Origin of the sequence: Caballeronia sp. dw_276, assembly GCF_018449635.1 — a bacterium.
GTDB lineage: Bacteria > Pseudomonadota > Gammaproteobacteria > Burkholderiales > Burkholderiaceae > Caballeronia.
The window spans coordinates 340,484-365,120 of record NZ_JAAVUV010000005.1 but is presented as its reverse complement, the minus strand read 5'-3'; the positions used below and the strand labels follow the sequence as shown (position 1 = coordinate 365,120).

The 24,637-nt window shown below is 60.6% G+C and carries 18 protein-coding genes; 12 read left to right on the top strand and 6 right to left on the bottom strand.

What is annotated here, in order from left to right; translation table 11 throughout:
- Nucleotides 1–27 precede the first annotated feature (27 nt).
- From HB633_RS12955 to HB633_RS12945, 3 genes are all read right to left on the bottom strand, one after another.
- Nucleotides 28–1,287 carry an efflux RND transporter periplasmic adaptor subunit gene (locus tag HB633_RS12955; RefSeq protein WP_213778490.1) on the bottom strand — a complete coding sequence of 420 codons (1,260 nt, stop codon included), beginning with the start codon at nucleotides 1,285–1,287 and terminating at the stop codon, nucleotides 28–30.
- 56 nt (nucleotides 1,288–1,343) lie between these two features.
- Nucleotides 1,344–2,870, bottom strand: coding sequence for an efflux transporter outer membrane subunit (locus tag HB633_RS12950; protein ID WP_213778489.1), 1,527 nt, complete (start codon nucleotides 2,868–2,870; stop codon nucleotides 1,344–1,346).
- A 133-nt stretch (nucleotides 2,871–3,003) separates the two neighbouring features.
- A complete protein-coding gene (locus tag HB633_RS12945) occupies nucleotides 3,004–3,525 on the bottom strand; it encodes a MarR family transcriptional regulator (protein WP_213778488.1) in 522 nt (173 codons plus the stop codon).
- Between the two features lie 397 nt (nucleotides 3,526–3,922).
- Between HB633_RS12945 and typA the strand changes: the two genes are divergently transcribed.
- The 6 genes from typA to HB633_RS12915 all read left to right on the top strand — a co-directional run bounded on the left by typA (nucleotide 3,923) and on the right by HB633_RS12915 (nucleotide 13,791).
- Nucleotides 3,923–5,749 (top strand): translational GTPase TypA, encoded by a 1,827-nt coding sequence (gene typA, locus HB633_RS12940; RefSeq protein ID WP_213778487.1) that lies wholly within the window; start codon nucleotides 3,923–3,925, stop codon nucleotides 5,747–5,749.
- 301 nt (nucleotides 5,750–6,050) lie between these two features.
- On the top strand, nucleotides 6,051–8,909 hold the full coding sequence (locus tag HB633_RS12935) for a 2-oxoglutarate dehydrogenase E1 component (protein WP_213778486.1): 2,859 nt from the start codon (nucleotides 6,051–6,053) through the stop codon (nucleotides 8,907–8,909).
- 207 nt (nucleotides 8,910–9,116) lie between these two features.
- Nucleotides 9,117–10,415, top strand: a complete 1,299-nt coding sequence (gene odhB, locus HB633_RS12930) for a 2-oxoglutarate dehydrogenase complex dihydrolipoyllysine-residue succinyltransferase (RefSeq protein WP_213778485.1) — start codon at nucleotides 9,117–9,119, stop codon at nucleotides 10,413–10,415.
- Nucleotides 10,416–10,520: 105 nt separating this feature from the next.
- Nucleotides 10,521–11,951 (top strand): dihydrolipoyl dehydrogenase, encoded by a 1,431-nt coding sequence (gene lpdA, locus HB633_RS12925; protein ID WP_213778484.1) that lies wholly within the window; start codon nucleotides 10,521–10,523, stop codon nucleotides 11,949–11,951.
- Nucleotides 11,952–12,053: 102 nt separating this feature from the next.
- A complete protein-coding gene (gene zapE / locus HB633_RS12920; RefSeq protein ID WP_213778483.1) occupies nucleotides 12,054–13,151 on the top strand; it encodes a cell division protein ZapE in 1,098 nt (365 codons plus the stop codon).
- Nucleotides 13,152–13,314: 163 nt separating this feature from the next.
- Nucleotides 13,315–13,791, top strand: a complete 477-nt coding sequence (locus tag HB633_RS12915) for a transposase (RefSeq protein ID WP_213778482.1) — start codon at nucleotides 13,315–13,317, stop codon at nucleotides 13,789–13,791.
- A 58-nt stretch (nucleotides 13,792–13,849) separates the two neighbouring features.
- On the opposite strand, the gene HB633_RS12910 is transcribed toward HB633_RS12915, so the two are convergent.
- The 3 genes from HB633_RS12910 to HB633_RS12900 all read right to left on the bottom strand — a co-directional run bounded on the left by HB633_RS12910 (nucleotide 13,850) and on the right by HB633_RS12900 (nucleotide 18,472).
- Complete coding sequence (locus HB633_RS12910; protein WP_213778481.1) at nucleotides 13,850–14,323, bottom strand: DUF2147 domain-containing protein; 474 nt, start codon at nucleotides 14,321–14,323, stop codon at nucleotides 13,850–13,852.
- A gap of 151 nt (nucleotides 14,324–14,474) precedes the next feature.
- A complete protein-coding gene (locus HB633_RS12905; RefSeq protein ID WP_213778480.1) occupies nucleotides 14,475–16,178 on the bottom strand; it encodes a POTRA domain-containing protein in 1,704 nt (567 codons plus the stop codon).
- A gap of 440 nt (nucleotides 16,179–16,618) precedes the next feature.
- Nucleotides 16,619–18,472 (bottom strand): collagen-like triple helix repeat-containing protein, encoded by a 1,854-nt coding sequence (locus HB633_RS12900; protein WP_255580903.1) that lies wholly within the window; start codon nucleotides 18,470–18,472, stop codon nucleotides 16,619–16,621.
- A gap of 788 nt (nucleotides 18,473–19,260) precedes the next feature.
- Here HB633_RS12900 and HB633_RS12895 point away from each other — a divergent pair.
- The 6 genes from HB633_RS12895 (at nucleotide 19,261) to HB633_RS12870 (ending at nucleotide 24,636) form a co-directional block, all read left to right on the top strand.
- Complete coding sequence (locus tag HB633_RS12895; RefSeq protein ID WP_213778479.1) at nucleotides 19,261–19,428, top strand: Flp family type IVb pilin; 168 nt, start codon at nucleotides 19,261–19,263, stop codon at nucleotides 19,426–19,428.
- 227 nt (nucleotides 19,429–19,655) lie between these two features.
- On the top strand, nucleotides 19,656–20,180 hold the full coding sequence (locus tag HB633_RS12890; RefSeq protein ID WP_346730306.1) for an A24 family peptidase: 525 nt from the start codon (nucleotides 19,656–19,658) through the stop codon (nucleotides 20,178–20,180).
- Nucleotides 20,177–20,656: a TadE family protein gene (locus tag HB633_RS12885; RefSeq protein WP_213778478.1), complete on the top strand. Its 480-nt coding sequence runs from the start codon at nucleotides 20,177–20,179 to the stop codon at nucleotides 20,654–20,656. The genes HB633_RS12890 and HB633_RS12885 overlap by 4 nt, the downstream gene beginning before the upstream one ends.
- 30 nt (nucleotides 20,657–20,686) lie before the next feature.
- Nucleotides 20,687–21,646 carry a Flp pilus assembly protein CpaB gene (gene cpaB, locus HB633_RS12880; RefSeq protein ID WP_213778477.1) on the top strand — a complete coding sequence of 320 codons (960 nt, stop codon included), beginning with the start codon at nucleotides 20,687–20,689 and terminating at the stop codon, nucleotides 21,644–21,646.
- Nucleotides 21,647–21,855: 209 nt separating this feature from the next.
- Entirely contained in the window at nucleotides 21,856–23,274 is a 1,419-nt protein-coding gene (locus HB633_RS12875; protein WP_213778644.1) for a type II and III secretion system protein family protein, read from the top strand.
- Between the two features lie 45 nt (nucleotides 23,275–23,319).
- Nucleotides 23,320–24,636 carry a fimbrial protein gene (locus tag HB633_RS12870; RefSeq protein ID WP_255580902.1) on the top strand — a complete coding sequence of 439 codons (1,317 nt, stop codon included), beginning with the start codon at nucleotides 23,320–23,322 and terminating at the stop codon, nucleotides 24,634–24,636.
- The last annotated feature ends 1 nt before the right edge of the window (nucleotide 24,637 follow it).

Here is a 24,637-nt window from a genome sequence, read left to right as displayed (position 1 = left end):
ACGGTTCCGGAAAACTTTGAAGAGCGCTTACATCAGCTTGGCGAGGTCTTGCCTGGTCGCCGGCTGAACGTTTTCCTTCGAGGTCTTCTGCGAGCCGCCGCCCGTTCCCGGACCCGACGTGCCTTCGTTTGCTGCGATGATGCGCGCGATTTCGGCATCGGCCTGATCGCCGTACTTGGCGAACACATCGGTCTGATACACGGTGTTCGGCGCGGCGCCGAGCTGGCCGCCGTTCTCGTCCTTGATAGACACATCCACGTTCATCGACAAACCAATTCGCAGCGGATGCTTCTCCAGTTCCTGCGGATCAAGCGCGATACGAACCGGCAGGCGTTGCACCACCTTGATCCAGTTACCCGTTGCGTTTTGCGCCGGCAACAGCGAGAACGCCGAACCCGTACCGGCCGAGAAGCCGATCACCTTGCCGTGGAACACGACGCCCGAACCATAAACGTCCGCCGTCAATTCAACTGGCTGGCCGATGCGCATGTGAGTGAGCTGCACTTCCTTGAAGTTGGCATCGATCCATACGCCGTTCAGCGGCACGATCGCCATCAGCGGATTGCCCGGCGAGACACGCTGGCCGACCTGCACCGAACGCTTTGCAACATAACCCGTCACTGGCGCCGGCATGGTGTTGCGTGCGTAGTTGATGTACGAATCGCGGACCTTGGCAGCGGCCGAAAGCACATTCGGATGACTCGCAATCGTCGTATTCGATGTCAGCGAGCGGTTCGACTGCAACTCTTGCTGCGCTGCGTTGAGCGACGCCTGCGCGCCACGGACGGCATCGCGTGCGTGGGAGATTTCTTCGCCCGAGATCGCGCCGGTCTGCGCGATCGTCAAGCGGCGGCGCAGGTCGTCCTGGGCCCGTGACAGATCCGATTGACGCAGCGCGACTTGCGCCTGGTATTGATTGTCATTGACGAATAGCGTGCGGACCTGTCGCACCGTCTGCGCGAGATTCGCTTCGGCCTGATCAAGCGCGACTTTCGAGTCCGCCGGATCGAGCACGACGAGCGGATCGCCCATCTTCACGGTTTGGGTATCGTCCGCATTCACCGAGATCACCGTGCCCACCACTTGCGGCGTGATCTGCACGATGTTGCCGTTCACATAGGCGTCGTCGGTGCTTTCGTGAAAACGCGCGACCAGGAAGTAGTACAGCCCGTATGCAACCGCCGCGATGATCACGACCAGCACGATCAGGGACATCAGCACGCGGCGCTTGGTATTGCTGGTTTTAGGCGCCGGTGCTGCTGCGGCATTTTGTTGAGAGTCGCTCATGAATAGCTCCGTATTCTCTGTCTTGAGTTGCTGCTAATCGATTCGATTCGTTTGGTTCAGTCGGCGCTCTTTGGCGCGACCGATGCGGTCTTCGACGCCTGCCCGTCGATGGCGAGGTTCGCGTCGGCGGCATCAAAACCGCCGCCCAGCGCCTTGATCAGGCCGATCTGCAGATCGCGGCGTTTCATCCGCAGGTTCGTCACGGTTTGCTCGTTCGACAACCGGTTCTGGTCGGCGGTGAGCACCTGCAATTGCGGCGACAACCCGGCCTTGTAACGGATCACGGCAAGTTGGTAGGCGTGGGTGGAGGCGTCGAGTGCACGCGTGGCATCACTTGTTTGCTGATCGACCGAGCGAATCGATGCGATTTGCGTCGCCACGTCGTTCAGCGCGTTGACCAGCGTCTGATTGTAGTTCGCGACGTCGAGATCGAAGTCCGCATAACGGCCTTTCAACTGGGCGCGCAACGCGCCGGCATCGAAGATCGGCAAATGGATTGCAGGGCCCGCGTTGAACTGGCGGCTGCTGGAGGTGAAGAACCGGCCCCAGCCGAAGGCATCGAAGCCCGCCGCCGCCGACAAATTGATGTCGGGGAAAAACTCGGCCTTCGCTTCCTTGACGTTCGATGTCGCCGCTTCGACCTGCCAGCGCGCCGCGACAATGTCCGGCCGGCGCGCGATCAGGTCGGCTGGGACGTTGTCCGGCAGCGTGACTTCGATCCTGGAAGTGAGCACCGGGTTCGCGATTTTCAGGCCGCGGTCCGGACCCTGGCCAAGCAGCGCGCCAAGCTGGTAGCGCGTGGTCGTGAGCTGGCCGTCGAGCTCGGACAGGTTCGTCTGGCTCGTCGCGATATTGCCCTCGGCGGTGCGGATTTCGACGTTGGTATCGAGCCCTGCGGTCACGCGGCCGTTTGTGATGCGGCCGACGTCGCTCCGGTTCGCAATCTCGCGCTGGGCGACATCGCGCAAAGCGTAGAGCAGCGCGAGCTGGTTGTACGTCTGCGCAACCGATGCCGCCAGCGTCACGCGTGCCTGCTGCATGTCGGCCTCGGCGGCCTTCTGCTGCGAGACTGCCTGATTCAGGCGCGAGCGGTTCTTGCCCCACAGGTCCAGATCCCACGATGCACTCACCAGCGCGTTGTTCTCGCTATACCAGGTTCCGCCGTACGGAGGCGGGTAGAGCGCATTCGCGGAAAAAAGCTCGCGACTCCACGAATACGAGCCGTTCACTTTCGGATAAAGCCCGGCCCGCGAGCTCTCTATATAAGACGACGCCTTCGCAATCCGCGCCTGCGCCTGGGCAATCGACGGATTGCCCGCAAGTGCTTCGTCGATCAGTTGCGGCAATTGTGGATCGCCGAATTGCTTGGCCCAGTCGAGCGACGGCCATTGACCGCCTTGCGACGGCACGCTTTGCGTGGCCTGCAGCGCGTCGTTCTGCGGCGCAGTGATCTGCTTGTCGCTGCTGATGCCCGCATAGTTGGCGCAGCCTGCAAGCACCAGCACGGCAGCGGCCAAAGCGCTGCGCTTCGAGGTTGTCTTAGACGCCGCAAATACGGACGCGGACGAATCAGGGAATTTCATCGCTAGGCTCTCAGAGATGATATGTAAAGATGGACGCAGCAACCAATTTCTTTCAGTTTTATTACCCGATAAGGGGGTCACTGAAGTGCGTCTTCAGAATATGAGCTTGGATTGAGGGAACGCGCCGCCTTGGTCAGGAAGTCGCTTTTGGCGTGGAGCTTTCGTAGCCGCTGATCAGCGCGATGGCTGCCGGGTCGCCCGAATTGAGCAGGATCCGGCGCAACATACTCTTCAGAAATCCGACCTCCTCAGGCGTAAAACCGCCGAGAAGCTTGTCCAGCACTTTCGTAAAAATAGCCGGAATCTGTCCGGCGAGCTCGCGCCCTTCCAATGTCAGTGCAAGCCGCACAACACGCCTGTCTTCCTCACTGCGCACCCGGGTGATGAGTCCGCGTTTTTCCAGCCGGTCGATCAGGCGGGTAACGGCGCTTGCATCGATACCATATTCGCGCGCTAGATCGGCCGCTGCCAGACTGCGGCCGCTTGCGAGCATGAACATGATGCTCGCTTGCGTGCTCGTGATGCCGAGGTCGGCCATGGTGAGTTGCGTCACATTGTTCCAGAGCGTGGAACGAACGCGGCTAAGTAAGTAGCCGACGCTCTCGCAAAGAACATAGTTGGCAATTTCAGGAACAGGCTGTTCAACGTCGCTCATGGATACTCGTGCGCTTGCAATAATTGACTATGCAAGATTATAGGAGGCAGTTCATTGACGCGGCAAGTACTTTCAGATTCCTCCTAATGTGCTGGCGAAACGGTGACTGTTGTTATTTTGAGATCCGATGCACTCGCGGAGAGGCCTGACAACAGGCCTTGACGGGTATTTTCGGCTGTCCCGAAATAGGGATTCGAGAGGAAAACGCTTCCGGGTTTCGTCCTATTGCACAACAGGCCGGAAGAGGACACGTCGCCGTGCTACAATCTTGGGTTCCCATCGCGCCGAGTGCGGGGAAGTGGATTGCCTTCAGGTTTGCTTCACAGCTCATTCCATTGCTAACAACTAGCTTGCACCCACGGCGCTCAACTATCTGTACAAAGCTCCTCAAGCTCCTATGACCCGCGCCCTTCGCAACATTGCCATCATTGCCCACGTCGACCACGGCAAGACTACGCTCGTCGACCAATTGCTCCGCCAGACTGCCACGTTCCGAGAGAACCAGGCTGTGGTCGAGCGCGTGATGGACTCGAACGACATCGAAAAGGAACGTGGCATCACGATCCTCTCGAAGAACTGCGCGGTCGAGTACGAAGGCACGCACATCAATATTGTCGACACCCCGGGACACGCCGACTTCGGCGGTGAAGTGGAACGTGTGCTGTCGATGGTCGACTCGGTGCTGCTGCTGGTGGACGCTGTCGAAGGCCCGATGCCGCAGACGCGTTTCGTGACCAAGAAGGCGCTCGCACTTGGCCTCAAGCCCATCGTGGTGATCAACAAGGTTGATCGTCCGGGTGCGCGGATCGACTGGGTGATCAACCAGACGTTCGACCTGTTCGACAAACTTGGCGCAAGCGACGAACAACTCGACTTCCCGATCGTCTACGCGTCGGGCCTGAACGGTTATGCAGGCCTCACACAGGACGTCCGCGAAGGCGACATGCGTCCGCTGTTCGACGCTGTCCTGGAACACGTTCCGGTCCGCCCGGCCGATCCGGAAGCGCCGCTGCAACTGCAAATCACGTCGCTGGATTACTCGTCGTACGTTGGCCGTATCGGCGTTGGCCGTATCACGCGTGGCCGTATCAAGCCGGGTATGTCGGTGGCGGTGCGTTCGGGCCCTGATGGCGCGATCATCAACCGCAAGATCAACCAGGTTCTGTCGTTCAAGGGCCTGGAGCGCGTGCAGGTCGAATCGGCTGAAGCCGGCGACATCGTGCTGATCAACGGTATCGAAGAAATCGGCATTGGCGTGACCATCTGCGCGCCGGACGTTCCGGAAGCGCTGCCCATGATCACCGTGGACGAACCCACGCTGACCATGAACTTCCTCGTGAATTCCTCGCCGCTGGCAGGACGCGAAGGCAAGTTCGTCACGAGCCGCCAGATCCGCGACCGCCTGATGAAGGAACTGAACCACAACGTGGCGTTGCGCGTGAAGGAAACCGGCGACGAAACCACGTTCGAAGTGTCAGGCCGCGGCGAACTGCACCTGACCATTCTTGTGGAAAACATGCGTCGTGAAGGTTACGAACTCGCCGTTTCGCGTCCGCGCGTGGTGATGACGGAAGTCGACGGCGTGAAGCACGAGCCGTACGAAAACCTGACCGTCGACATGGAAGATGCAAACCAGGGTGGCGTGATGGAAGAGCTGGGCCGCCGCAAGGGCGAAATGCTCGATATGGCGTCGGACGGCCGTGGCCGTACCCGTCTCGAGTACCGGATTTCGGCGCGTGGTCTGATCGGCTTCCAGTCAGAATTCCTGACGCTCACGCGCGGCACGGGCCTGATGAGCCACACGTTCGATTCGTACCAGCCGGTGAAGGAAGGCGGCGTAGGCGAGCGTCGCAACGGCGTGCTGATTTCGCAGGACGACGGCGCTGCTGTTGCCTACGCACTGTGGAAGCTGCAGGACCGCGGCCGCATGTTCGTTTCGCCGGGCGAGCCGCTGTACGAAGGCATGATCATCGGCATTCACAGCCGCGACAACGACCTGGTCGTGAACCCGATCAAGGGCAAGCAATTGACCAACGTGCGTTCGTCGGGTACGGACGAAGCGGTGCGTCTCGTGCCGCCGATCCAGATGTCGCTGGAATACGCGGTTGAGTTTATCGACGACGACGAACTGGTCGAAGTCACGCCGCAATCCATCCGTCTGCGCAAGCGCTACCTGAAGGAACACGAGCGTCGTAGCGCCAGCCGTAAGGGCGCGGTGGACTAAATCCACGTATGTTTTGGTCTCGCAAAAAGCCACCTCCGGGTGGCTTTTTTGTTGCGCCGCACCCTTGCCGTGCATGTGTCCCTTATTCGCGAAAGGTACTCGAAAGCCCGCCAGACAAGCCTTCCGGGCGCGACCATCGGCGCGTCGACTTAATGATATGTGCTATGCTAGCGGATGCATTGCCAGTTTTAGGTCCTTCCAAGCAGACTTGATTCGCGCAATCCGCTAAACGGTCAGGCCGTGTTGCGGAAGGTTGAGTAACCCGCTATTTCTCGAGAAACTCGAAGAAAGGTGAGCGTAAATGATGAAGAATTCCCAGCTGAACTCCTATTTGTTCGGCGGTAATGCCCCGTACGTCGAAGAACAGTACGAGGCATATCTCGATAATCCCGCGTCAGTGCCCGAGACCTGGCGTACCTATTTCGATGCGTTGCAGAACGTGCCTGCATCGGATGGGACGAATCACAACGACGTGGCTCACGGCCCGATCGTGGAGTCGTTCGCTCAGCGTGCAAAATCGAACGGCTTCGTGCCGCGCGAAAGCAGTGCTGATCTGGCGACCGCGCGCAAACAGGTCTTCGTTCAGTCGCTGATCGGCGCGTACCGCTTCCTCGGTTCCCAGTGGGCCAACCTCGATCCGCTCAAGCGCCGCGAGCGCCCGGCCATCCCTGAGCTCGAACCCGCGTTCTACGACTTCACCGAAGCCGACATGGACCAGACGTTCCATGCGCAGAACCTGTATTTCGGGCTCGAGCAGGCGTCGCTGCGTGAGATCGTGAAAGCATTGCGTGATACGTACTGCGGCACGATCGGCGCCGAGTTCATGTACATCAGCGATCCGGAACAGAAGCGCTGGTGGAAAGAACGGCTCGAATCGATCCGCTCCACGCCGAATTTCTCCGCCGACAAGAAAAAGCACATTCTTCAGCGCCTGACGGCGTCGGAAGGGCTCGAGCGTTTCCTGCACACCAAATACGTCGGTCAGAAGCGTTTCTCGCTGGAAGGCGGCGAAAGCTTCATTGCGTCGATGGACGAAGTCGTGCGTCACGCGGGCGCCGCAGGCGTTCAGGAAATCATCATCGGCATGGCTCACCGTGGACGCTTGAACGTCCTGGTGAACACGCTTGGCAAGATGCCGGCTGATCTCTTCGCCGAATTCGAAGGCAAGCACGTCGATGACCTGCCGGCCGGCGACGTGAAGTACCACAAGGGTTTTTCATCGGACGTTTCGACCGATGGCGGCCCGGTCCACTTGTCGCTCGCGTTCAACCCGTCGCACCTTGAAATCGTGAACCCGGTGGTTGAAGGCTCGGCGAAGGCGCGGATGGATCGTCGCGGCGACGTCGACGGCCTGCAAGTGCTGCCGGTCCAGATTCACGGCGACGCGGCGTTTGCCGGTCAGGGCGTGGTCATGGAAACGCTGAACCTCGCGCAAACGCGTGGTTACGGCACGCACGGCACGCTGCATATCGTCATCAACAACCAGATCGGCTTCACGACGTCGGACCCGCGCGATGCGCGCTCGACGCTGTATTGCTCGGACGTGGCGAAGATGATCGAAGCGCCGGTGCTGCACGTGAACGGCGACGATCCGGAAGCGGTCGTGCTGTGCACGCAGCTCGCTATCGACTACCGCATGCAGTTCCACAAGGACGTCGTTGTCGACATCATCTGTTTCCGCAAGCTGGGTCACAACGAGCAGGACACGCCGGCGGTCACGCAGCCGCTGATGTACAAGACGATTGCAAAGCATCCGGGTACGCGCGCGCTGTACGCTGAAAAGCTCGTGCAGCAAGGCGTGATCACGGCGGAAGACGCCGACGGTTATGTGAAAGCGTATCGCCAGGCAATGGACGACGGTCATCACACGGTCGATCCGGTGCTCTCGAACTACAAGAGCAAGTACGCGGTGGACTGGGTTCCGTTCCTGAACCGCAAGTGGACCGATGCAGCCGACACAGCCGTGCCGCTCGCCGAACTGAAGCGTCTGGCCGAGCGCATCACCACGATCCCGGAAAACTTCAAGGTGCATCCGCTGGTCGAGCGCGTGATCAACGACCGCCGTGCTATGGGCCGTGGCGAAGCGAAGCTGGACTGGGGCATGGGCGAGCATCTCGCGTATGCGTCGCTGGTGGCATCGGGCTATGCCGTGCGTCTCACCGGCCAGGATTCGGGCCGTGGCACGTTCACGCATCGTCACGCTGTTCTGCACGATCAAAACCGCGAACGCTGGAACGACGGCACGTACATCCCGCTGCAGAACATCGCCGATGGTCAGGCGAAGTTCACGGTGATCGACTCGGTGTTGTCGGAAGAAGCGGTGCTCGGTTTCGAGTATGGCTATTCGACCGCAGAGCCGAACACGCTGGTCGCGTGGGAAGCGCAATTCGGTGACTTCGTGAACGGCGCGCAAGTGGTGATCGACCAGTTCATCTCGTCGGGCGAAGTGAAGTGGGGCCGCGTTTCAGGTCTCACCATGCTCTTGCCGCACGGCTATGAAGGACAAGGTCCGGAGCACTCTTCAGCGCGTATCGAACGATTCCTGCAGCTTTGCGCGGATCACAACATGCAAGTGGTCCAGCCGACCACGCCTGCACAGATCTTCCATCTGCTGCGCCGTCAGATGATCCGCTTGTTCAGGAAGCCGCTGATCGTCGCCACGCCGAAGTCGCTGCTGCGCCACAAGGAAGCCGTGTCGGACCTGTCGGAACTGGCAAAGGGTTCGTTCCAGCCGATCATCGGCGAAACGGATGCTGCGATCGAGCCGAAGAAGGTCAAGCGTGTGATCGTGTGTTCGGGCCGTGTTTATTACGACCTGATCGCGCATCGCCGCGAAGCGAAGGCGAACGACGTTGCTATCGTTCGTATCGAGCAGTTGTACCCGTTTGCCCACAAGCAGTTCGACGCGGAAATCAAGAAATACGAACACGCGACGGAAGTGGTCTGGGCACAGGACGAGCCGCAGAACCAGGGCGCCTGGTTCTACGTCGAGCATCACCTGCGTGAAGGCATGCGTGAAGGACAGAAGCTGGCTTACAGCGGCCGTCCGGCATCGGCATCCCCGGCAGTCGGCTATTACGCAAAGCACTACGAGCAGCTGAAGGCGCTGATCGAAGGCGCGTTTGGCCGGTTGAAGGGCGCGCAGACGATCTCGAAGTAAGCGGTTCCGACCGGGGAGCGCCCTTAACATGGCTCCCCGGTTGTTCATGCGCTGTCCTGTGATTCGATTTGGAACGTGGAATGCACAAGCAGCGCTCGCCGTAAGTTAGATGCGCGCTGCATTCACACGCTCTGGAAATCCCAAGAATTAACGGCGTCGACGCATTGGTCATGTCGCCGTACCCAGATACATTCAGGAAAAAACATAATGTCTATCGTAGAAGTCAAGGTTCCCCAGTTGTCCGAGTCCGTGTCGGAAGGCACCATGTTGTCGTGGAAGAAGAAGCCGGGCGAGGCAATCGCCATCGACGAAATCCTCATCGAAATCGAAACGGACAAGGTCGTGCTGGAAGTGCCGGCACCGGCTGCGGGCGTGCTCACGCAAGTCATCAAGCATGACGGCGACGTGGTCGGCGCGGAAGAAGTGATCGCGATGATCGATACAGAAGCGAAGGCCGGCGAAGCACCGGTGGCCGCAGCCGCTGGCGACGCCGAAGTGGCGCCGGCTCCGCAACCGCAACAGGAAGCCGCTCCGGCGGTGGCGAGCGCTTCAGCCTCGAACACGTCGGCTTCGCCTTCGGCTGCGAAGATCCTTGCCGAAAAGAATGTTTCGAGCGATCAGGTTTCGGGATCGGGCCGCGACGGCCGTGTCACGAAGGGCGACGCACTGGCCGCCACGCAAGGTGCGCCGGCCGTTGCAGCCAGCTCCGCGCCTGCTGCCAAGGCGCCGGCCGCCAAGGCTCCGGCTGCCGCCAAGCCGTCCCTGCCTGACGTGAAGGCACCGGGCGCCGATCAGTGGTTGAAGGACCGTCCGGAACAACGCGTGCCGATGTCGCGTCTGCGCGCACGTATCGCCGAGCGTCTGCTCGAGTCGCAGCAAACCAATGCCATTCTGACGACGTTCAACGAAGTGAACATGGCGCCGGTGATGGACCTGCGCAACAAGTACAAGGACCGCTTCGAGAAGGAACATGGCGTGAAGCTCGGCTTCATGTCGTTCTTCGTGAAGGCCGCCGTTCACGCGCTGAAGAAATTCCCGCTGGTGAACGCGTCTATCGACGGTAACGACATCGTCTATCACGGTTATTTCGATATCGGTATTGCCGTCGGTTCGCCGCGTGGTCTGGTGGTGCCGATCCTGCGTAACGCCGATCAGCTGAGCCTGGCCGAGATCGAAAAGAAGATTGCCGAATTCGGTGCGAAGGCACGTGACGGCAAGCTGTCGATCGAAGAAATGACGGGCGGCACGTTCTCGATCTCGAATGGCGGCGTGTTCGGCTCCATGTTGTCGACGCCGATTATCAACCCGCCGCAATCGGCCATTCTCGGCGTGCACGCAACGAAGGAACGCGCTGTGGTCGAGAACGGCCAGATCGTGATCCGCCCGATGAACTACCTGGCGCTCTCCTACGATCACCGGATCATCGACGGTCGCGAAGCGGTGTTGTCGCTGGTTGCAATGAAGGACGCGCTGGAAGATCCGGCTCGCTTGCTGCTGGACCTGTAAGTCCTGCGGTTTGCCCTTTAAATTCAGCGTTAGAACCTTATTTGGGACTCATGGCGCGTTCGGTAGGCCCGGGCGCGTCGTGTATCCAACAAGAGAAGGATAGTCATGTCCAAAGAATTTGATGTCGTCGTGATTGGTGCAGGCCCTGGCGGTTACATCGCGGCGATTCGCGCAGCGCAGCTCGGCAAGTCGGTTGCGTGTATTGAAAGCTGGAAGAACCCGGCCGGTAATCTGAAGCTCGGCGGCACGTGCCTGAATGTCGGCTGCATTCCGTCGAAGGCGCTCCTGGCGTCGTCGGAAGAATTTGAAAACGTCTCGCATCACCTCGGCGATCACGGCATCAACGTGGGCGACGTGAAGCTGGATATCTCGAAGATGCTCGCCCGCAAGGACGGCATTGTCGAGAAGATGACGAAGGGTATCGAATTCCTGTTTCGCAAGAACAAGATCACGTGGCTGAAGGGCCATGGCAAGTTCACGGGCAAGACGGACGCCGGTGTGCAGATCGAAGTGAGCGGCGAAGCGGAAACCGAAACCGTGACGGCGAAGAACGTGATCATCGCGACGGGTTCGAAAGCACGTCATCTGCCGACCATTCCTGTCGACAACAAGATTGTCTCGGACAACGAAGGCGCGCTGACGTTTGATTCGGTGCCGAAGAAGCTGGCCGTGATTGGCGCCGGCGTGATCGGCCTGGAGCTGGGTTCGGTGTGGCGTCGTCTGGGCGCGAGCGTGACCGTGCTCGAAGCGTTGCCCGCGTTCCTCGGCGCATGCGACGAATCGCTCGCGAAGGAAGCCGCGAAGCAGTTCAAGAAGCAAGGTCTCGACATTCATCTTGGCGTGAAGATCGGCGAAGTGAAGACGACGAATTCGAGCGTCTCGGTGGCGTATACGGACAAGGACGGCAACGCGCAAACGCTCGACGCCGATCGTCTGATCGTGTCGATCGGCCGCGTGCCTAATACGGACAACCTCGGTCTGGAAGCAATAGGCCTGAAGACGGACGAACGCGGTTTTGTTCCCGTCGATGACCATTGCGCGACGAGCGTGCCGAACGTGTACGCAATCGGCGATGTGGTGCGTGGTCCGATGCTCGCGCACAAGGCGGAAGACGAAGGCGTGCTGGTGGCCGAGATCATCGATGGTCAGAAGCCGCATATCGACTACAACTGCATTCCGTGGGTGATCTACACCGAACCGGAAATCGCGTGGGTCGGCAAGACGGAGCAGCAACTGAAGGCCGAAGGCCGCGAGATCAAGACCGGTCAGTTCCCGATGATGGCCAACGGCCGCGCGCTCGGCATTGGCAAGGCGGATGGTTTCGTGAAGATGATCGCCGATGCGAAGACCGACGAGCTGCTCGGTTGCCACATCATCGCGGCGAATGCGTCGGACCTGATCGCTGAAGCGGTCGTGGCGATGGAGTTCAAGGCGGCATCGGAAGACATCGGCCGGATCTGCCATCCGCATCCCTCGTTGTCGGAAGTGATGCGCGAAGCCGCGCTCGCCGTCGACAAGCGCGCGCTCAACATGTAATTGCAGCAGGTTTGAGCAGCATGACGAAGGCGGGCGGGAATTATCCCGCTCGCCTTTGTTTTATTCATCGCATTCAGTCTCCATGGCCTTAAACCTCGCACCATGAACGTCACCGAATACTACGAACACGAACTAGAGACGCGTGGATATCAGTCGGACGCGGCGCAACTCTCGGCGGTCGAACGTCTGCAGCGCTGCTACGACGAGTGGGTCGCGTACAAGGCGCGCCGCTCGAACGCGTTCAAGAAGCTGATCTCGCGCCCGGAGTTGCCGCGCGGCGTGTACATGTGGGGTGGGGTGGGGCGCGGCAAGAGCTTCCTGATGGACAGTTTCTTCGCGGTCGTGCCGGTGCAGCGCAAGACGCGTTTGCACTTTCACGAGTTCATGCGCGAGGTGCATCGCGAGCTGGAAGAGCTGAAGGGCATGGCCGATCCCCTCGATGAACTCGCGCGGCGCGTGGCGAAGCGTTATCGGCTGATTTGCTTTGACGAGTTTCATGTATCTGATATCGCCGACGCCATGATCCTGTACCGGCTGCTCGACCGCTTGTTTGGCGCGGGCGTGCAGTTCGTGATGACGTCGAATTACGATCCGGATCTGCTTTATCCCGATGGTTTGCATCGTGACCGCTTGCTGCCTGCCATCGAGCTGATCAAGTCGAAGCTGGACGTGATCAATGTCGATGCCGGCACGGATTATCGCAAGCGCACGTTGTCGCAAGTGAAGGCGTATCACACGCCGCTCGGCGCCGCCGCCGACAAGGCCTTGCGCGCCGACTTTGCAAAGCTCGCGGCCGTACCCGACGAAAGCCCGATCCTGCGCATTGAAAAGCGTGAACTGAAGGCGCTGCGCAAAGCCGATGGCGTGGTCTGGTTCGACTTCGCCACGCTGTGCGGCGGACCGCGATCGCAGAACGATTACCTTGAACTGGCAAGCCGTTTTCACGCGGTCATTCTCTCGGAAGTCCCGAAGATGTCGCCGCGCAATGCATCCGAGGCGCGTCGTTTCACGTGGCTGATCGACGTGTTCTACGACCACAAGGTGAAGCTCCTGATGTCGGCGGAAGTACCGGCCGAAGAGCTGTATGTGGAAGGTCCGATGGCCAACGAATTCACGCGCACGGTTTCGCGGATCACCGAGATGCAGTCGAAGGAATATCTGGAGTCCGAACGTCGGCTGGTGGACACATCGCTGACCTGAGAACATAGGCCGAAAGGACGATTGACAATGCGAGACTCATAATTTCGCCGCGAGGTTACTGTCATAAGGCTTTGGGCGTTATTTCAAGATTCGGACATGTCTGATACCGGCATTTCGGGCGGATGCGTATCTTCTAATCACTTACTTGTGATTGGAGGAAACCATGAAGCCTTACCGCGATATGTCCGACGAAGAATGGCAATTGGTGGCGCCGCTTCTGCCCGAATTGCGTCCCCGTTCAGAGTTGCGCGGCCGGCCGCTTGCCAATACTCGCGCAGTGCTCAACGGCGTGCTCTGGGTGATGTATAGCGGCGCTTCATGGTCCACGCTGCCGCGCAAATATCCGTCGTATCAGACGTGCCACCGCCGCTTCAAGGCGTGGCATGACTCGGGCGTGCTGGCCCGCGTGATGCAGCAGTTGTTTGGCGGCGCGAGTGAAGGTTTGTATTCGCTGATGACATCGCGTATGCGTGTGCCGGTCGAGCTACCCGCGGGTCTCGGCAACCACTCGGCAGATCTGGTACGCAGCACGTCAGTGAACGGCGATGCCCGTCCTGTTTTCGTGCCTGTCGTGCAATCGCCGAGTACCGCGCCAACGGCGCCGGGCGATTACGCTGACGGCGCGCGCCGCGCTGCTTGATGTCTTCATTAATCCGGCTTGCGCCGGATTATTCTTGGCTTTCGAACGTTGGCGAGATTTATTGCTGCCTGACCCACGTTTGCGAACGCCCAAGCAGCGACACACCAATGTAGCCGCGTACTACGAGCTTCTGGCCGTCGTCGTCGAGATGCATCTTGCACTTGTATAGCTTCCCGTTCTCAGGATCGAGAATTTGGCCACCGTCCCACGCATCGCCATCCGGCTTCATGCCGTTGATGATCGTCATGCCCTTGAGCAATTGATCCTTACGTGAATCGGTGCAGGCTGTGCATCGACGGGTCGGGTCGTTGTTGTTGCCTATCCCCTCGAGAATTCTGCCGGACAGCGTGCCGTCGCTGTCCTGCACGATCTGAACGACGGCTTTGGGCTGGCCGGTTTTATCGTCGATGGTCTGCCAGAGTCCCGCTGGCGATGCAGCCTGTGCAAGCGTACTCGCAGCCGATGCGAGCAACGCGCCGGCCAGCAAGATGCGTTTGAATTGCCGATGCGCGCGCTCAGTCGTACTCGTCATGCTTCCTCCTGGAGGTGAAACGTCTCTTGATTGTATTTGCCGCTAATTGGCGGACAGAATACGTTAAAGCATCAAGGACGTTTGATAGGACTTCCTCTAGTTGGTTCGTGGCGGGCAGGCACGACTATCGCGCGCACCATGCGGGCTTCCGTTAGTTGAACTGGTAGGAGAACGTCGCGTTCACGCGCGGGCTGCGCGAACCGTTGCCTTCCACGGGAGCATCGCCAACAGGTTTTGCCAGCGATAAATCCAGGCTGTAGTACTTCGCGTCCGATACGCGAAAGCCGACGCCGACCGATGCCAGCCTGCTCGGTTTCGCCGTGCCGCCATGCAGGTAGACATGCGCGGTATCCACTGATACATACGGCGTGAAGGTCTTCAGGAACGCGAGCCCGATTGCGAACGGCCGGTTGACTTCTGCAGACGCCGCCCAGCCCGAATCGCCCGATACCTCACCCGGCTGATATCCAAGTGCGAAGCGTTGCCCGCCGAACGCGATCTGTTCCGACGTCGGCAGCGAATCCGGGCTGTATTGTCCGGTCGCGGCGACCGTGGTGCCGATCTTGTACGGCCATTCATTGGTTTGCGAAATCGTGGCGCCCGTGCGCACGAAGGTGAGCGAGATCGGATTGGTCGTGACAACGCCGGGAATGTTGGTCTCCGCCGCCTTCGATGCCCCCAGTACATTCAACGCCTTCGCCACGTTGATGCTGGCGCGCCGCACGGTCCCCGTATCAACGCCGGTGTAGTCGAGCTGGAGCGTTGTCACGCGCACTTGCGACCGCTGTCCGAGCTGCGCGCCCGTAATCGTGTTCTTGAAGCGGTCTTCGTCGTGGGAAGCGTACGCGCCGGCCGTTCCTATCAGGCTGCGCGTGTTGCTCAAGATGAACGGGTACGAAGCCGACAAACCTACCTTGTCGTTGACCACAGTACGTTCGACGAAGGAGGGGAGGCCGGGGTTATCGACGGGATGACCGTAGTAATGCGAAGCATCGACCTTGGCGGTGAATCCGTCCGTGCCTATCGGTAATGCGCCGTTGACCGCGAAGTAGGTTTGATCGTTGCGGCCCTTCGGCAGCAAGGCCGATGCGCCGATCGTCTCGCCCTGACCGAGCAAGCCGTTTTCGGTTGCGCTCACAATGCCCTGCAAGCCCGGGTGATTCATGTCGATGCCAGTGGCGAAGTTGAACGGCTTGCGTTCGACATCGAGTTCGAGCGAAGTGGCGCCATCGGTGGTTTGCGGCGGCGCGACGGTTGCCGCGATCTTCACGCCGGGCGTGAGGCCAAGCACGTTGACGTAGCGTTCGAACGTGTCCTGTTTCAACGGACGATCGGCGCGAATCCGGTCGGCGACCGCGCGAATGCGCTTTTCAGCGGATCCGGGTTCGCCCTTTATTTTTACATCGGCCACAAAACCTTCCACCACCGTGATGCGGACCACGCCGTCTTCGAAGGTTTGCGCCGGCACGAAGGCGAAGGACAGCGCGTAGCCACGTTCCTTGTAGAGCGCGGTCACACCGTTCGCGGTTTCCATGAGATCACCGATCGTCACGTCTTTGCCGACGAGCGGCGTGAAGCGTTGGGCGATTTCATCGAAGGAGATGGTTTTTACGCCTTCGATCTGGATCTTCTGCGGCGTCAGATGACGCGCAAGCAACTCCTGGATATGTGGCGTTTGCGTCTGGACATCGACGGTGACCGACGGCGGCTTTTGCGGCGCGTTCACTTGCGGCAATGCGTCGAGCGGATTGCCCGCCACGGACGGGCGCGCGACTTGCCCGCTGGTCTGCGCTTGGGCGGCGTGCGCAGCCACCGCCGCGGCCAGCAGCGTCCATTTCCATTCCTTGATCTTCACGGTACGGCCCTCGTTGGCTTTTATCGTGCGAACTGCGGCTCTCGCTCGCGTTCGTCATCGTGTGCTGCTGATCCAATGACATGCCTCTGTATTACGGCTCTTTGCGGCCTTAACTTTCGCTTTTTATTTGCTTTCCCGACGATCTTTTTTTTAGGTAGCGGGTGGTCATCCTCGCGTCGATCTTGTGTCCGTCGTGCGCCGTCTGGCCGGACGGGCTGCATCGATGGATCGTGTTTGTGTTCATGCAAAACCGGCGCCGCGAAGGGCGCCGGCGAAACCAGGGTACTGCGGGACATTAAAACGTTCGCTGAAAGGGATCGTGAAGGGGGCGTATGGACCCGTACCTCCTCGTCGCAGGGACGTATTGAAGGAAGTTTTCACCATGAACCGTCGCCTGGGGATGGCGACGGTTCATGGTCCCGGCTGCAGTATCTGCAGTATTACTTGTTATGCGCGCCGAGCAAGCCGCCGACGAGCGTGGTCACCCCACCCAGCGGATTGGCCGGCGAGCTGCTCGCGGCGCCGCCCGTGGTGCTCGAGAGACCTACGCCAACGCCTACTCCGGCGGTCGTTGTCGTTGCGCCGGTCGACGGCGATTTGGTCGTCGTCGCGCCCGCACCGACACCCACGCCCGCGCTCAACGCACCTGTCAAGCCGCCTACAAGACCCGTCACTGGCGCAAGCAAGTTGCCCGCGGCGCCCGAGCCGTTGCCCGAGGTCGCGCTGGTCAGAGCGCTTGTCGCGCCGCCCACCGCACCGGCAACGGGCGTAGCAATACCCGTGGCAACCGTGCCGATGCTATTCGTCAAACCACCAACCAGCCCCGACACCGGAGCAAGGGGTCCTGCACCGCCGGGTGTTGAGCCCACGCCGGCAAGTGCGCCCGTCAGGCCGCTGACGAGACCCGTAACCGGAGCCAGTGCGCCGGTTGCGCCGCCGGCGCCGCCAACATTACCCAGGCTGCCAGTCACGCCGCTCACGAGCGATGCAATCGGTGCAAGCGGACCTGCTGCTCCCGGCGCGGCGCCCAGGCCGGCAACCGTATTCGTCAAACCGCTGACAAGACCCGTAACCGGAGAAAGGGGACTTCCCGAGCCACCCGCGCCACCGGTCCCGCCGCTCAGACCCGACAGAATGCCGGTGATCGGCGACAGCGGGTTCGCGCCCGGCGTGCCATTGACGAGACCACCCGCCGATGCCAGCGTCGTACCGGTGCTGGACACCACGCTGCCCAGGCCGCTCGCAAGCGGATTGTTCCCCGTCGATGCCACCGTCTGACCTGCCGAGTTCAGCGTGCCGCCGAGCGTGGTGAGCAGATTGTTGACCGGTGCGCCAAGGCCCGTCGCCGACCCGACTGATTGCGTAAGCGAACTGGCCATCGTGGTGATCGGGGTGATCAGCGTGCTGACCCCTTGCGTGACTTGACTGACAGCGCCCGTCGACAACGTGGTGCCAAGCGCGTCGCCGACCTGCGTAACGGCGCCGCCTACGCCGCTCACGAGATTGCCGACCGGCGTTGTGACCGGTGCGAGCGGGGACAGTGCGCCGCTGCCGACGCTGGTGACCAGGTCGCCAGTGCTGGAAACCGCATCACCGGCTTTTTGAACGACGTTGCCGGTGCTGGCGAGTGTCGTGCCGACGGGATTCGCGCTCGATCCAATCTGCCCGAGGCCTTGCGACACGCCGTTGCCGAGCGCGCCCACGGCGCCGCCGAGATTCGATACAACGTCGCCCGCCGCGTGAGTCGTTGCCGGACTCACGCCCGGAACGTTGGCGTTGCCGATAACCGAGCCGAGACCCGAAACCGTATTGGCCGCCGCCGATACCAGATTGCCGGCATTCGTGGCGATGCCTGCAACCGGAGTCACGGTCGGCGTACCGCCACCGGTCCCACCGCCTGTGCCTCCGCCACCACCGCCGGTTCCGCCGCCCGTTCCACCCGTACCACCGCCCGTTCCACCTGTACCGCCGCCCGTTCCACCGGTCCCACCACCTGTGCCTGTTCCACCGCCACCGCCCACGACCGTGCCGCCGCCCGATCCCGAACCGCCGCCCGCGCCCGTTCCGCTGCCGCCGCCGCCGCCGCCCGTGCCGGTGCCAGATCCGCCGCCATTGCCGGCCGACGTGCTTCCGTCGCCACCGGTGGTGGGAATCGCGCCGCTCGAGCCGGAGCTGCCGAGTTGCTTGCTGGTTGAACCTGAACCGCCGCATGCGCCGAGCGTCAGCATGGTCGCGATGGCAGCGGTGAGAATGGTGACGCGCAATGCGCCCGTGTGATTGTGTGCGGTCTTCATAACGCCCTCGGATGGTATTTAGTTTTGTGCTTTTTGAACTGCCATCGTCTTATTGCAGGACGCGTGCCATTTTGAACGGACGCATATGAACGACTTTGAGAGGTGACCGGGTTAACCAGACAGTACAAGGCGTGGTATGGCTTTGCGGGACGACAGCGGGATCAGGGCACACGTGCTTTAGTGCGGTGTACCGTGGAACGTAACGTAACGCGTGTTCGATGCCGTTACGGACCAGGACGTAACACGGTTTCTCGAGAGTGAAAAGAGCGCTCGCGACGATTCGTTTCTAGAGTTACCGCACTAGCAAATCGCCATAAAGCGAGCGTCAAACCAGCCGTTAACTAAATAGTGAACCGTCCAGAGTTTACGAATTGGAATGCGCAATTAGATATGTCTAATTCAGAGAACGCTAACAACGCGTCATAAGAATAGACACAGAATTTGACGATTGACGCCAAGTCATTGGGCGGAAAGTGTTGTTGTTGCACAATGCTTACCGATCAAGGGTATCAACGGATCAAATTATTGCTGTCTACCCGTTGATTTCGAGATAGCGTTCAGCTATAAATCGTTACATGGATGCATCATTTAACATCCCGGCTGATGGAGGCTACATCGATCACATATCTAGAACCTGAGAGAAGCGGCAAGTGAACCAGCGCGCCAAGACGCGCAACAAGGTATACGGACACAAGACCGCGGGGAAGAGAGAACCCGCTGGCTACGATCCACAAAAATGCCGGACCACTTGCCCGAATGACCATTAAAAAATATCCGAGGGCAACATCATGTCGAACTTCATCAAACGTTTTTTACGCGACGAACGCGGCGTCACAGCGATCGAATATAGTCTCATTGCCGGCATCATTGTGGTAGCGCTGGCTACCGCTTTAACGCCGATTGCAACTAACCTCAAGGCGGTGTTTCAAAGCATCGCCTCATCGATCCATATCTAAGGCTTTGCGCCGTCAGGCGTGACGCGCCACATATTTGCTGCGTATCAGCGCCTGCATATATCGGCATTTCAGCCGGTATATACAGGACGCTCCCTGCAATCGCGGTTTATACGCATTATCAGCAGGCTGAGCGTGGCTATGCGTGGCTGTGTCGCTGTGCTTTTTATTCGAATGCGATAAAACGCATTCGATTGGAAAGTCGCGCCTGGCATTAGCGGATCAATATCGTGATTAACGCCGCGTTATTCGTTAGCTGGGCACTCGCGGTCGTTTTATTCGATTGCTTTTGGCGCCGGATTCCGAACTGGCTTGTTATTGTCGGGGTGGTGCTTGCGTGCACATTTGCGGCGAGTGGATATTCACCATTTCATATCGCCTTGAAGGATGCCGCGCTCGGGCTTCCAGTCGGCCTTATCGCGCTCATGCCTTTCTATTTGATGGGCGTGATGGGCGCTGCCGACGTCAAAATATTTGCCGCCTTGGGCGCGTGGTGCGGTGTGCATGCGTTGCTCGGCCTGTGGATGGCCGCGAGCATTTTCGCCGGCATTCACGCGGTATGCCTGATCGTGCCGGCGATGATCAAGGCGAGGCGAAGCAGCGCAGCACATGTCGTTGTCGGCAACGGCAGCGCTAATCGTGTACGTCATGCGACCTTCATGGTCGGTGGCCGCCGCGCGACGCCTTATGCCGCATTGCTCGCGGTATCGGCGTTGGGGAGTTTCACGCTCCATACCCTCGGAGCCACCCAATGAAATATCCCGTGAACGGGGCATCCTCACAACGGCGGCAACGGTTGCAACGCGGCAGCACGGCGGTGGAGTTCGCGCTGATTTTCCCGATTTTTTTCCTGATCTTCTACGCGATCGTCACCTACAGCGTCATCTTCGCCGCGAAGCAATCGCTTGCGCTTGCGGCATCGGAAGGGGCGCGTGCCGCGCTGAAGTTTCAACCGACGGCGAACAGCACAGCGAGCGCGCTCGCGCTGCGTGCAAACGCGGCATGCACGACGGCGAACGGACTGGTGAACTGGCTCGCGACGACCACGCCGTGCACGGCGACCTACGCGCCCTGTACCTTCGATGCCTCCATGCAATGCGTGAATGTTTCGCTGAACTACGACTACGCGAGCAATCCACTTGTGCCCGTATTGCCGCTCATCGGCTTGCCGACGCCGGCCGCGCTCACCGCGAACGCCATGGTGCAACTGAACCCGGAGAACCTGTTCTGAGCGTCACACGCGCCCAGGACAAACACGAACATGGCCAATATCACTCGTATCCTCGCTGGGTGTCTGATCGCGTTGGCGGTGCTGCTCGGTATTTTCGCGTGGTCGCTTTCGCGCCGCGCGCCGGCGCCCGTCGCGCCTGTCGTGCAAGGGCAGGCAAGTTTCCCCGTGGTCGTGGCCTCACGCGATCTCCCTGCAGGCAAGCCGATAGAAGCCGATGCGCTGACCTTGCGCATGGCGCCATCGCGGGGAGCAAGCGAGTTCGGCGATGCCGCGCCTGTGATCGGCCGCGTGCCGCTTACCGCGATCACCGCAAACACCACGCTCACCGAAGCCAGCCTTTCCACGGGGCTTGCCGACGCCATCGCGCCCGGAGAACGTGCGGTCGCAGTGCGCATCGATGAAGGCAACGCCGTGGGCAATCGCGTGCGGCCGGGCAATTTTGTCGATGTGTTCTTCATGCTCAAGCGCGATATGAGCGCGGGTCCCGGCCTTGAGGCCGAGGTGCCGGCGACACAGGCGCGGCTCTTGTTGTCGAGGGTACGGGTGCTGAGTTTCGGCGACGCCACGTTGCCCGGCACATCGGATAGCGGCGGCGACGGTGCGTCGAATGCCACGCACGCCCCAAGCAGCGGCGGCGGATCGCGTACAGCGGTGCTGGCGGTGCGTACGGCTGACATCGATGCATTGACGCTCGCCGAAGGGGCCGGCCGTCTTGTGATTGCGCTGCGCAATCCCGCCGATCGCGATGTGACGGAACCCGTCGCGATGGCGCCGCTTTTGGCATCGCTCAGGATTACGAACGAAAACAAAGGGCGGGCGGCAGCAGGATTGTCGCTGCAGACACTCGCTGGAGGAGTCGGGGCGCAACCGGTAAAACAGTTGCCGCCCCCGTTGCCTGCCATGCCGGCCTTCAAAGCGCCGCGCGTTCAGGCTGCATCGAACGATCTTGAGGTGATTCGCGGTTCACATAGGGAAAAACTTACCTACTGAAAACATGCTGCGTGACGTTAATGTGGTTAGAAGTGCGGAATATTAAAAGCGAAGTTCGGGGCCATGCCGCCGTGTGGCGACAACGCAATACGCAGTCGAAATACAAAATGATTAAAGTCGAAGGTTCTGTTCGAGAACGGTTTGATTGCGGCGCGCGGCGGGTATCGATCGCGTTGCTGGCGTGTCTGTGCGCGTCCGCGCCGGGAGGCATGCTTAGCGCCAAAACCGCACACGCCGCGAGCGCTGCATCGGTCGCGGACAGCGCAGCGGACCCGGCTTCGCGCGTGCTGGAAATCGCCGTTGGCGCACAACGGCAAATCGCACCCGGGCGCGCATTGCAGCGTGTCGCGGTAGGTGACCCCAGCGTCGCCGATGTCCTTTGGCTCAAGAGCAGCAGCGGCGCTGCGAGCGGCTTGCTGCTGGTTGGAAAAAGCGCGGGCCGTACGGAAATGATGCTGTGGGAGAAGGGTAGTACGCAGCCGCGTACTTACACGATCAACGTCACCACCCAAGCCGCGCGTGAGCTGCTCGGCAGCGATACACCGGCGGTCAATGTGCTTGGCGGCACGGCCGTGATCACAGGATCTGCTGCCACCGTGGAGTCGCATCAGCGCGCCCTGGCTGTGGCGAAAGACGCATTAGGCAAAACTGCGGATGGTGCGGCGGGTTCCGATTCGAAAGACTCGGGAAAGCAGGACGGCGGCTCACCCGATGCATCGGCGGGCGGCGCGAAAGGCGGAAGCGTTTTCGATGCATCCACCGTAGCCGTGCGTCCCGTGGTCCAGGTCGATGTGAAGGTCGTGGAGTTCAGCAAGTCCGTGCTGAAGCAAGCGGGCTTCAACCTCTTCAAGCAGAACAACGCGTTTGCATTCGGGACGTTCTCGCCTTCATCGCTGACGTCTTATACGGGCGGCGCGACCACCAACCTGCAGGTGCAGGGCACGACACCGATCAGCAGCGCTTTCAATCTCATCGTGAATCTGGGCACGCGTGGCATCTTCGCCAATCTGAGCCTGCTGGAGTCGAACAACCTCGCGCGTGTGCTGGCTGAACCCACGCTCGTCGCCTTGTCCGGGCAGAGCGCGAGTTTTCTCGCCGGCGGCGAGATTCCTGTGCCGGTGCCGCAGTCGCTTGGCACGATCAGCATCGTCTACAAGCCGTACGGGATTGGTCTGACGGTCACGCCGACCGTGCTCGGACCGCAGCGCATTGCGTTGAAGGTCGCGCCTGAGGCGAGTCAGCTCGACTTCCAGCATGCATTGACCATCAATGGCATTTCCGTTCCTGCGATCACCACGCGCCGCGCCGATACGACCGTCGAACTCGGCGATGGCGAGAGCTACGTGATCGGCGGCCTGATCGATCGCGAGACGATGTCGAACGTCGACAAGGTGCCGATGCTCGGCGACCTGCCGATCATCGGTTCTTTCTTCAAGACCTTGCAGTACACGCAAAACGATCGCGAACTGGTGATCGTGGTGACGCCGCATCTCGTCTCGCCGATAGCGAAAGGTGCACCGCTGCCCGGCACGCCGGGCGAGCAGTCCGAGCAGCGCGACGGACCCGTGTGGCGCTCGTTCATGGGCGGCGTGGCATCGAGCGATATGGCGCCGGGGTTTTCAAAATGATGCGCAATAGCAGAGGTGCGCGCGATGAACGCAAGAGTTCTTTCCTTGACTGATGTAGAAACGCGTGCGCAAAACACGCGATTCTTGTGCGTCTGCGCGGATGCAGGACGACGCGCATGGCTCACGCGCGCGCTCGGCACATTGGGTCAGATTGAACATGTGCCGTTCGATCCGGTTGCGCTCGTACCGAAGATCGCGGCGCTTGGCGCCTCTCTTGTTTACATCGACTTTGGACGCGCACCGCTCGAGGCGCCGCAAGCGAGTGTTGAAAGTGCGACGGCGATCGCGGCTGCCGTGCGGGATGCGTTTCCGGGCCTTGCCATTGTCGCGCTTGGATCGCTGCAGCATTCCGGCAGTGCGATCGCGGCATTGCGTGCGGGCGTGCGTGATTTTATCGATGTGGAGGGCCAGCCCGAGGAAGCACTGCGAATCACGAAGCAGTTGCTGGAACAGGCGAGCTTGTCCGCGCAAGCGCAGCGCGTGGCGAACCGCCACGGCAAGATCACCGTGTTGCTCGGCGCACGTATTGGAGTAGGCGTCAGCACGCTGGCTGCCAATCTCGCCGTCAAACTACAAAAGCGCGACGTGGCTGCGCTGAGAACAGCAGCGCTGCTCGACCTCGGCATTCCGGCCGCGGACAGTTCGGTCCTGCTGGACACGCAAAGCGAGTTCCATTTCGTCGATGCCGTGCGCAACCTTCGCCGCTTCGACCAGACCTTCGTGCATACGGCTTTCGGTCGTCATGCCAGCGGTCTTGCCGTCACCACGTTGCCGACCGATCTCGCGTCCATGCGGGAGGTGTCGTATGCATCCGCGGTGAGTTTGCTCAACCGCTTGCGCACGTTTTTCGATCATCAACTGGTGGATCTGGGCGGCTTCACGAACCTTGAATTCATCGGCCAGGTCGTGCAGGCCGCCGACAACGTGTGGCTCGTCTGCGATCCGAATGTGGCGTCGGCGGTCTCGGCGGTGGAGTTGCTCGAAGGCTTGCGGGAGCATGACGCGCAATCGCAGGCAGACGCGCCGCAGAAAATGCATCTCATTGTGAACAAATTCGATGCGACGCTGCACTTCGGGGCGGAGCAGATCGCCGAGCGGCTGGGCTTGCCGTTGCTCGCGGTGTTGCCGTCGCGCACACAGGCGCTCGGGCGCGCCGTGAACCAGGGCCAGTTGCTCGCGGAGATCGCCGAGCGTGACCCGTACGTGCGCGCGCTCGATGGTTTGCTTGCACGGCTTGGCGGCGGCAAAGCGCCGGAGGCCGGCACGCCAGGTCCGGCATCGGAAGGCGCAACACCCATTGCTTTCACCGATGCAGCGAGCGGCGTCAAGCGGTTCCTTTCCACTTTTAAAAAGCGGTCATAGA

Coding starts and splice junctions, on each gene's coding strand:
- HB633_RS12900 (WP_255580903.1), bottom strand. CDS start 18,472: ATGAAGACCGCACACAATCACACGGGCGCATTGCGCGTCACCATTCTC.
- HB633_RS12955 (WP_213778490.1), bottom strand. CDS start 1,287: ATGAGCGACTCTCAACAAAATGCCGCAGCAGCACCGGCGCCTAAAACC.
- HB633_RS12910 (WP_213778481.1), bottom strand. CDS start 14,323: ATGACGAGTACGACTGAGCGCGCGCATCGGCAATTCAAACGCATCTTG.
- HB633_RS12875 (WP_213778644.1), top strand. CDS start 21,856: ATGCTTAGCGCCAAAACCGCACACGCCGCGAGCGCTGCATCGGTCGCG.
- HB633_RS12950 (WP_213778489.1), bottom strand. CDS start 2,870: ATGAAATTCCCTGATTCGTCCGCGTCCGTATTTGCGGCGTCTAAGACA.
- typA (WP_213778487.1), top strand. CDS start 3,923: ATGACCCGCGCCCTTCGCAACATTGCCATCATTGCCCACGTCGACCAC.
- zapE (WP_213778483.1), top strand. CDS start 12,054: ATGAACGTCACCGAATACTACGAACACGAACTAGAGACGCGTGGATAT.
- HB633_RS12935 (WP_213778486.1), top strand. CDS start 6,051: ATGATGAAGAATTCCCAGCTGAACTCCTATTTGTTCGGCGGTAATGCC.
- HB633_RS12895 (WP_213778479.1), top strand. CDS start 19,261: ATGTCGAACTTCATCAAACGTTTTTTACGCGACGAACGCGGCGTCACA.
- lpdA (WP_213778484.1), top strand. CDS start 10,521: ATGTCCAAAGAATTTGATGTCGTCGTGATTGGTGCAGGCCCTGGCGGT.
- HB633_RS12915 (WP_213778482.1), top strand. CDS start 13,315: ATGAAGCCTTACCGCGATATGTCCGACGAAGAATGGCAATTGGTGGCG.
- HB633_RS12885 (WP_213778478.1), top strand. CDS start 20,177: ATGAAATATCCCGTGAACGGGGCATCCTCACAACGGCGGCAACGGTTG.
- cpaB (WP_213778477.1), top strand. CDS start 20,687: ATGGCCAATATCACTCGTATCCTCGCTGGGTGTCTGATCGCGTTGGCG.
- HB633_RS12945 (WP_213778488.1), bottom strand. CDS start 3,525: ATGAGCGACGTTGAACAGCCTGTTCCTGAAATTGCCAACTATGTTCTT.
- odhB (WP_213778485.1), top strand. CDS start 9,117: ATGTCTATCGTAGAAGTCAAGGTTCCCCAGTTGTCCGAGTCCGTGTCG.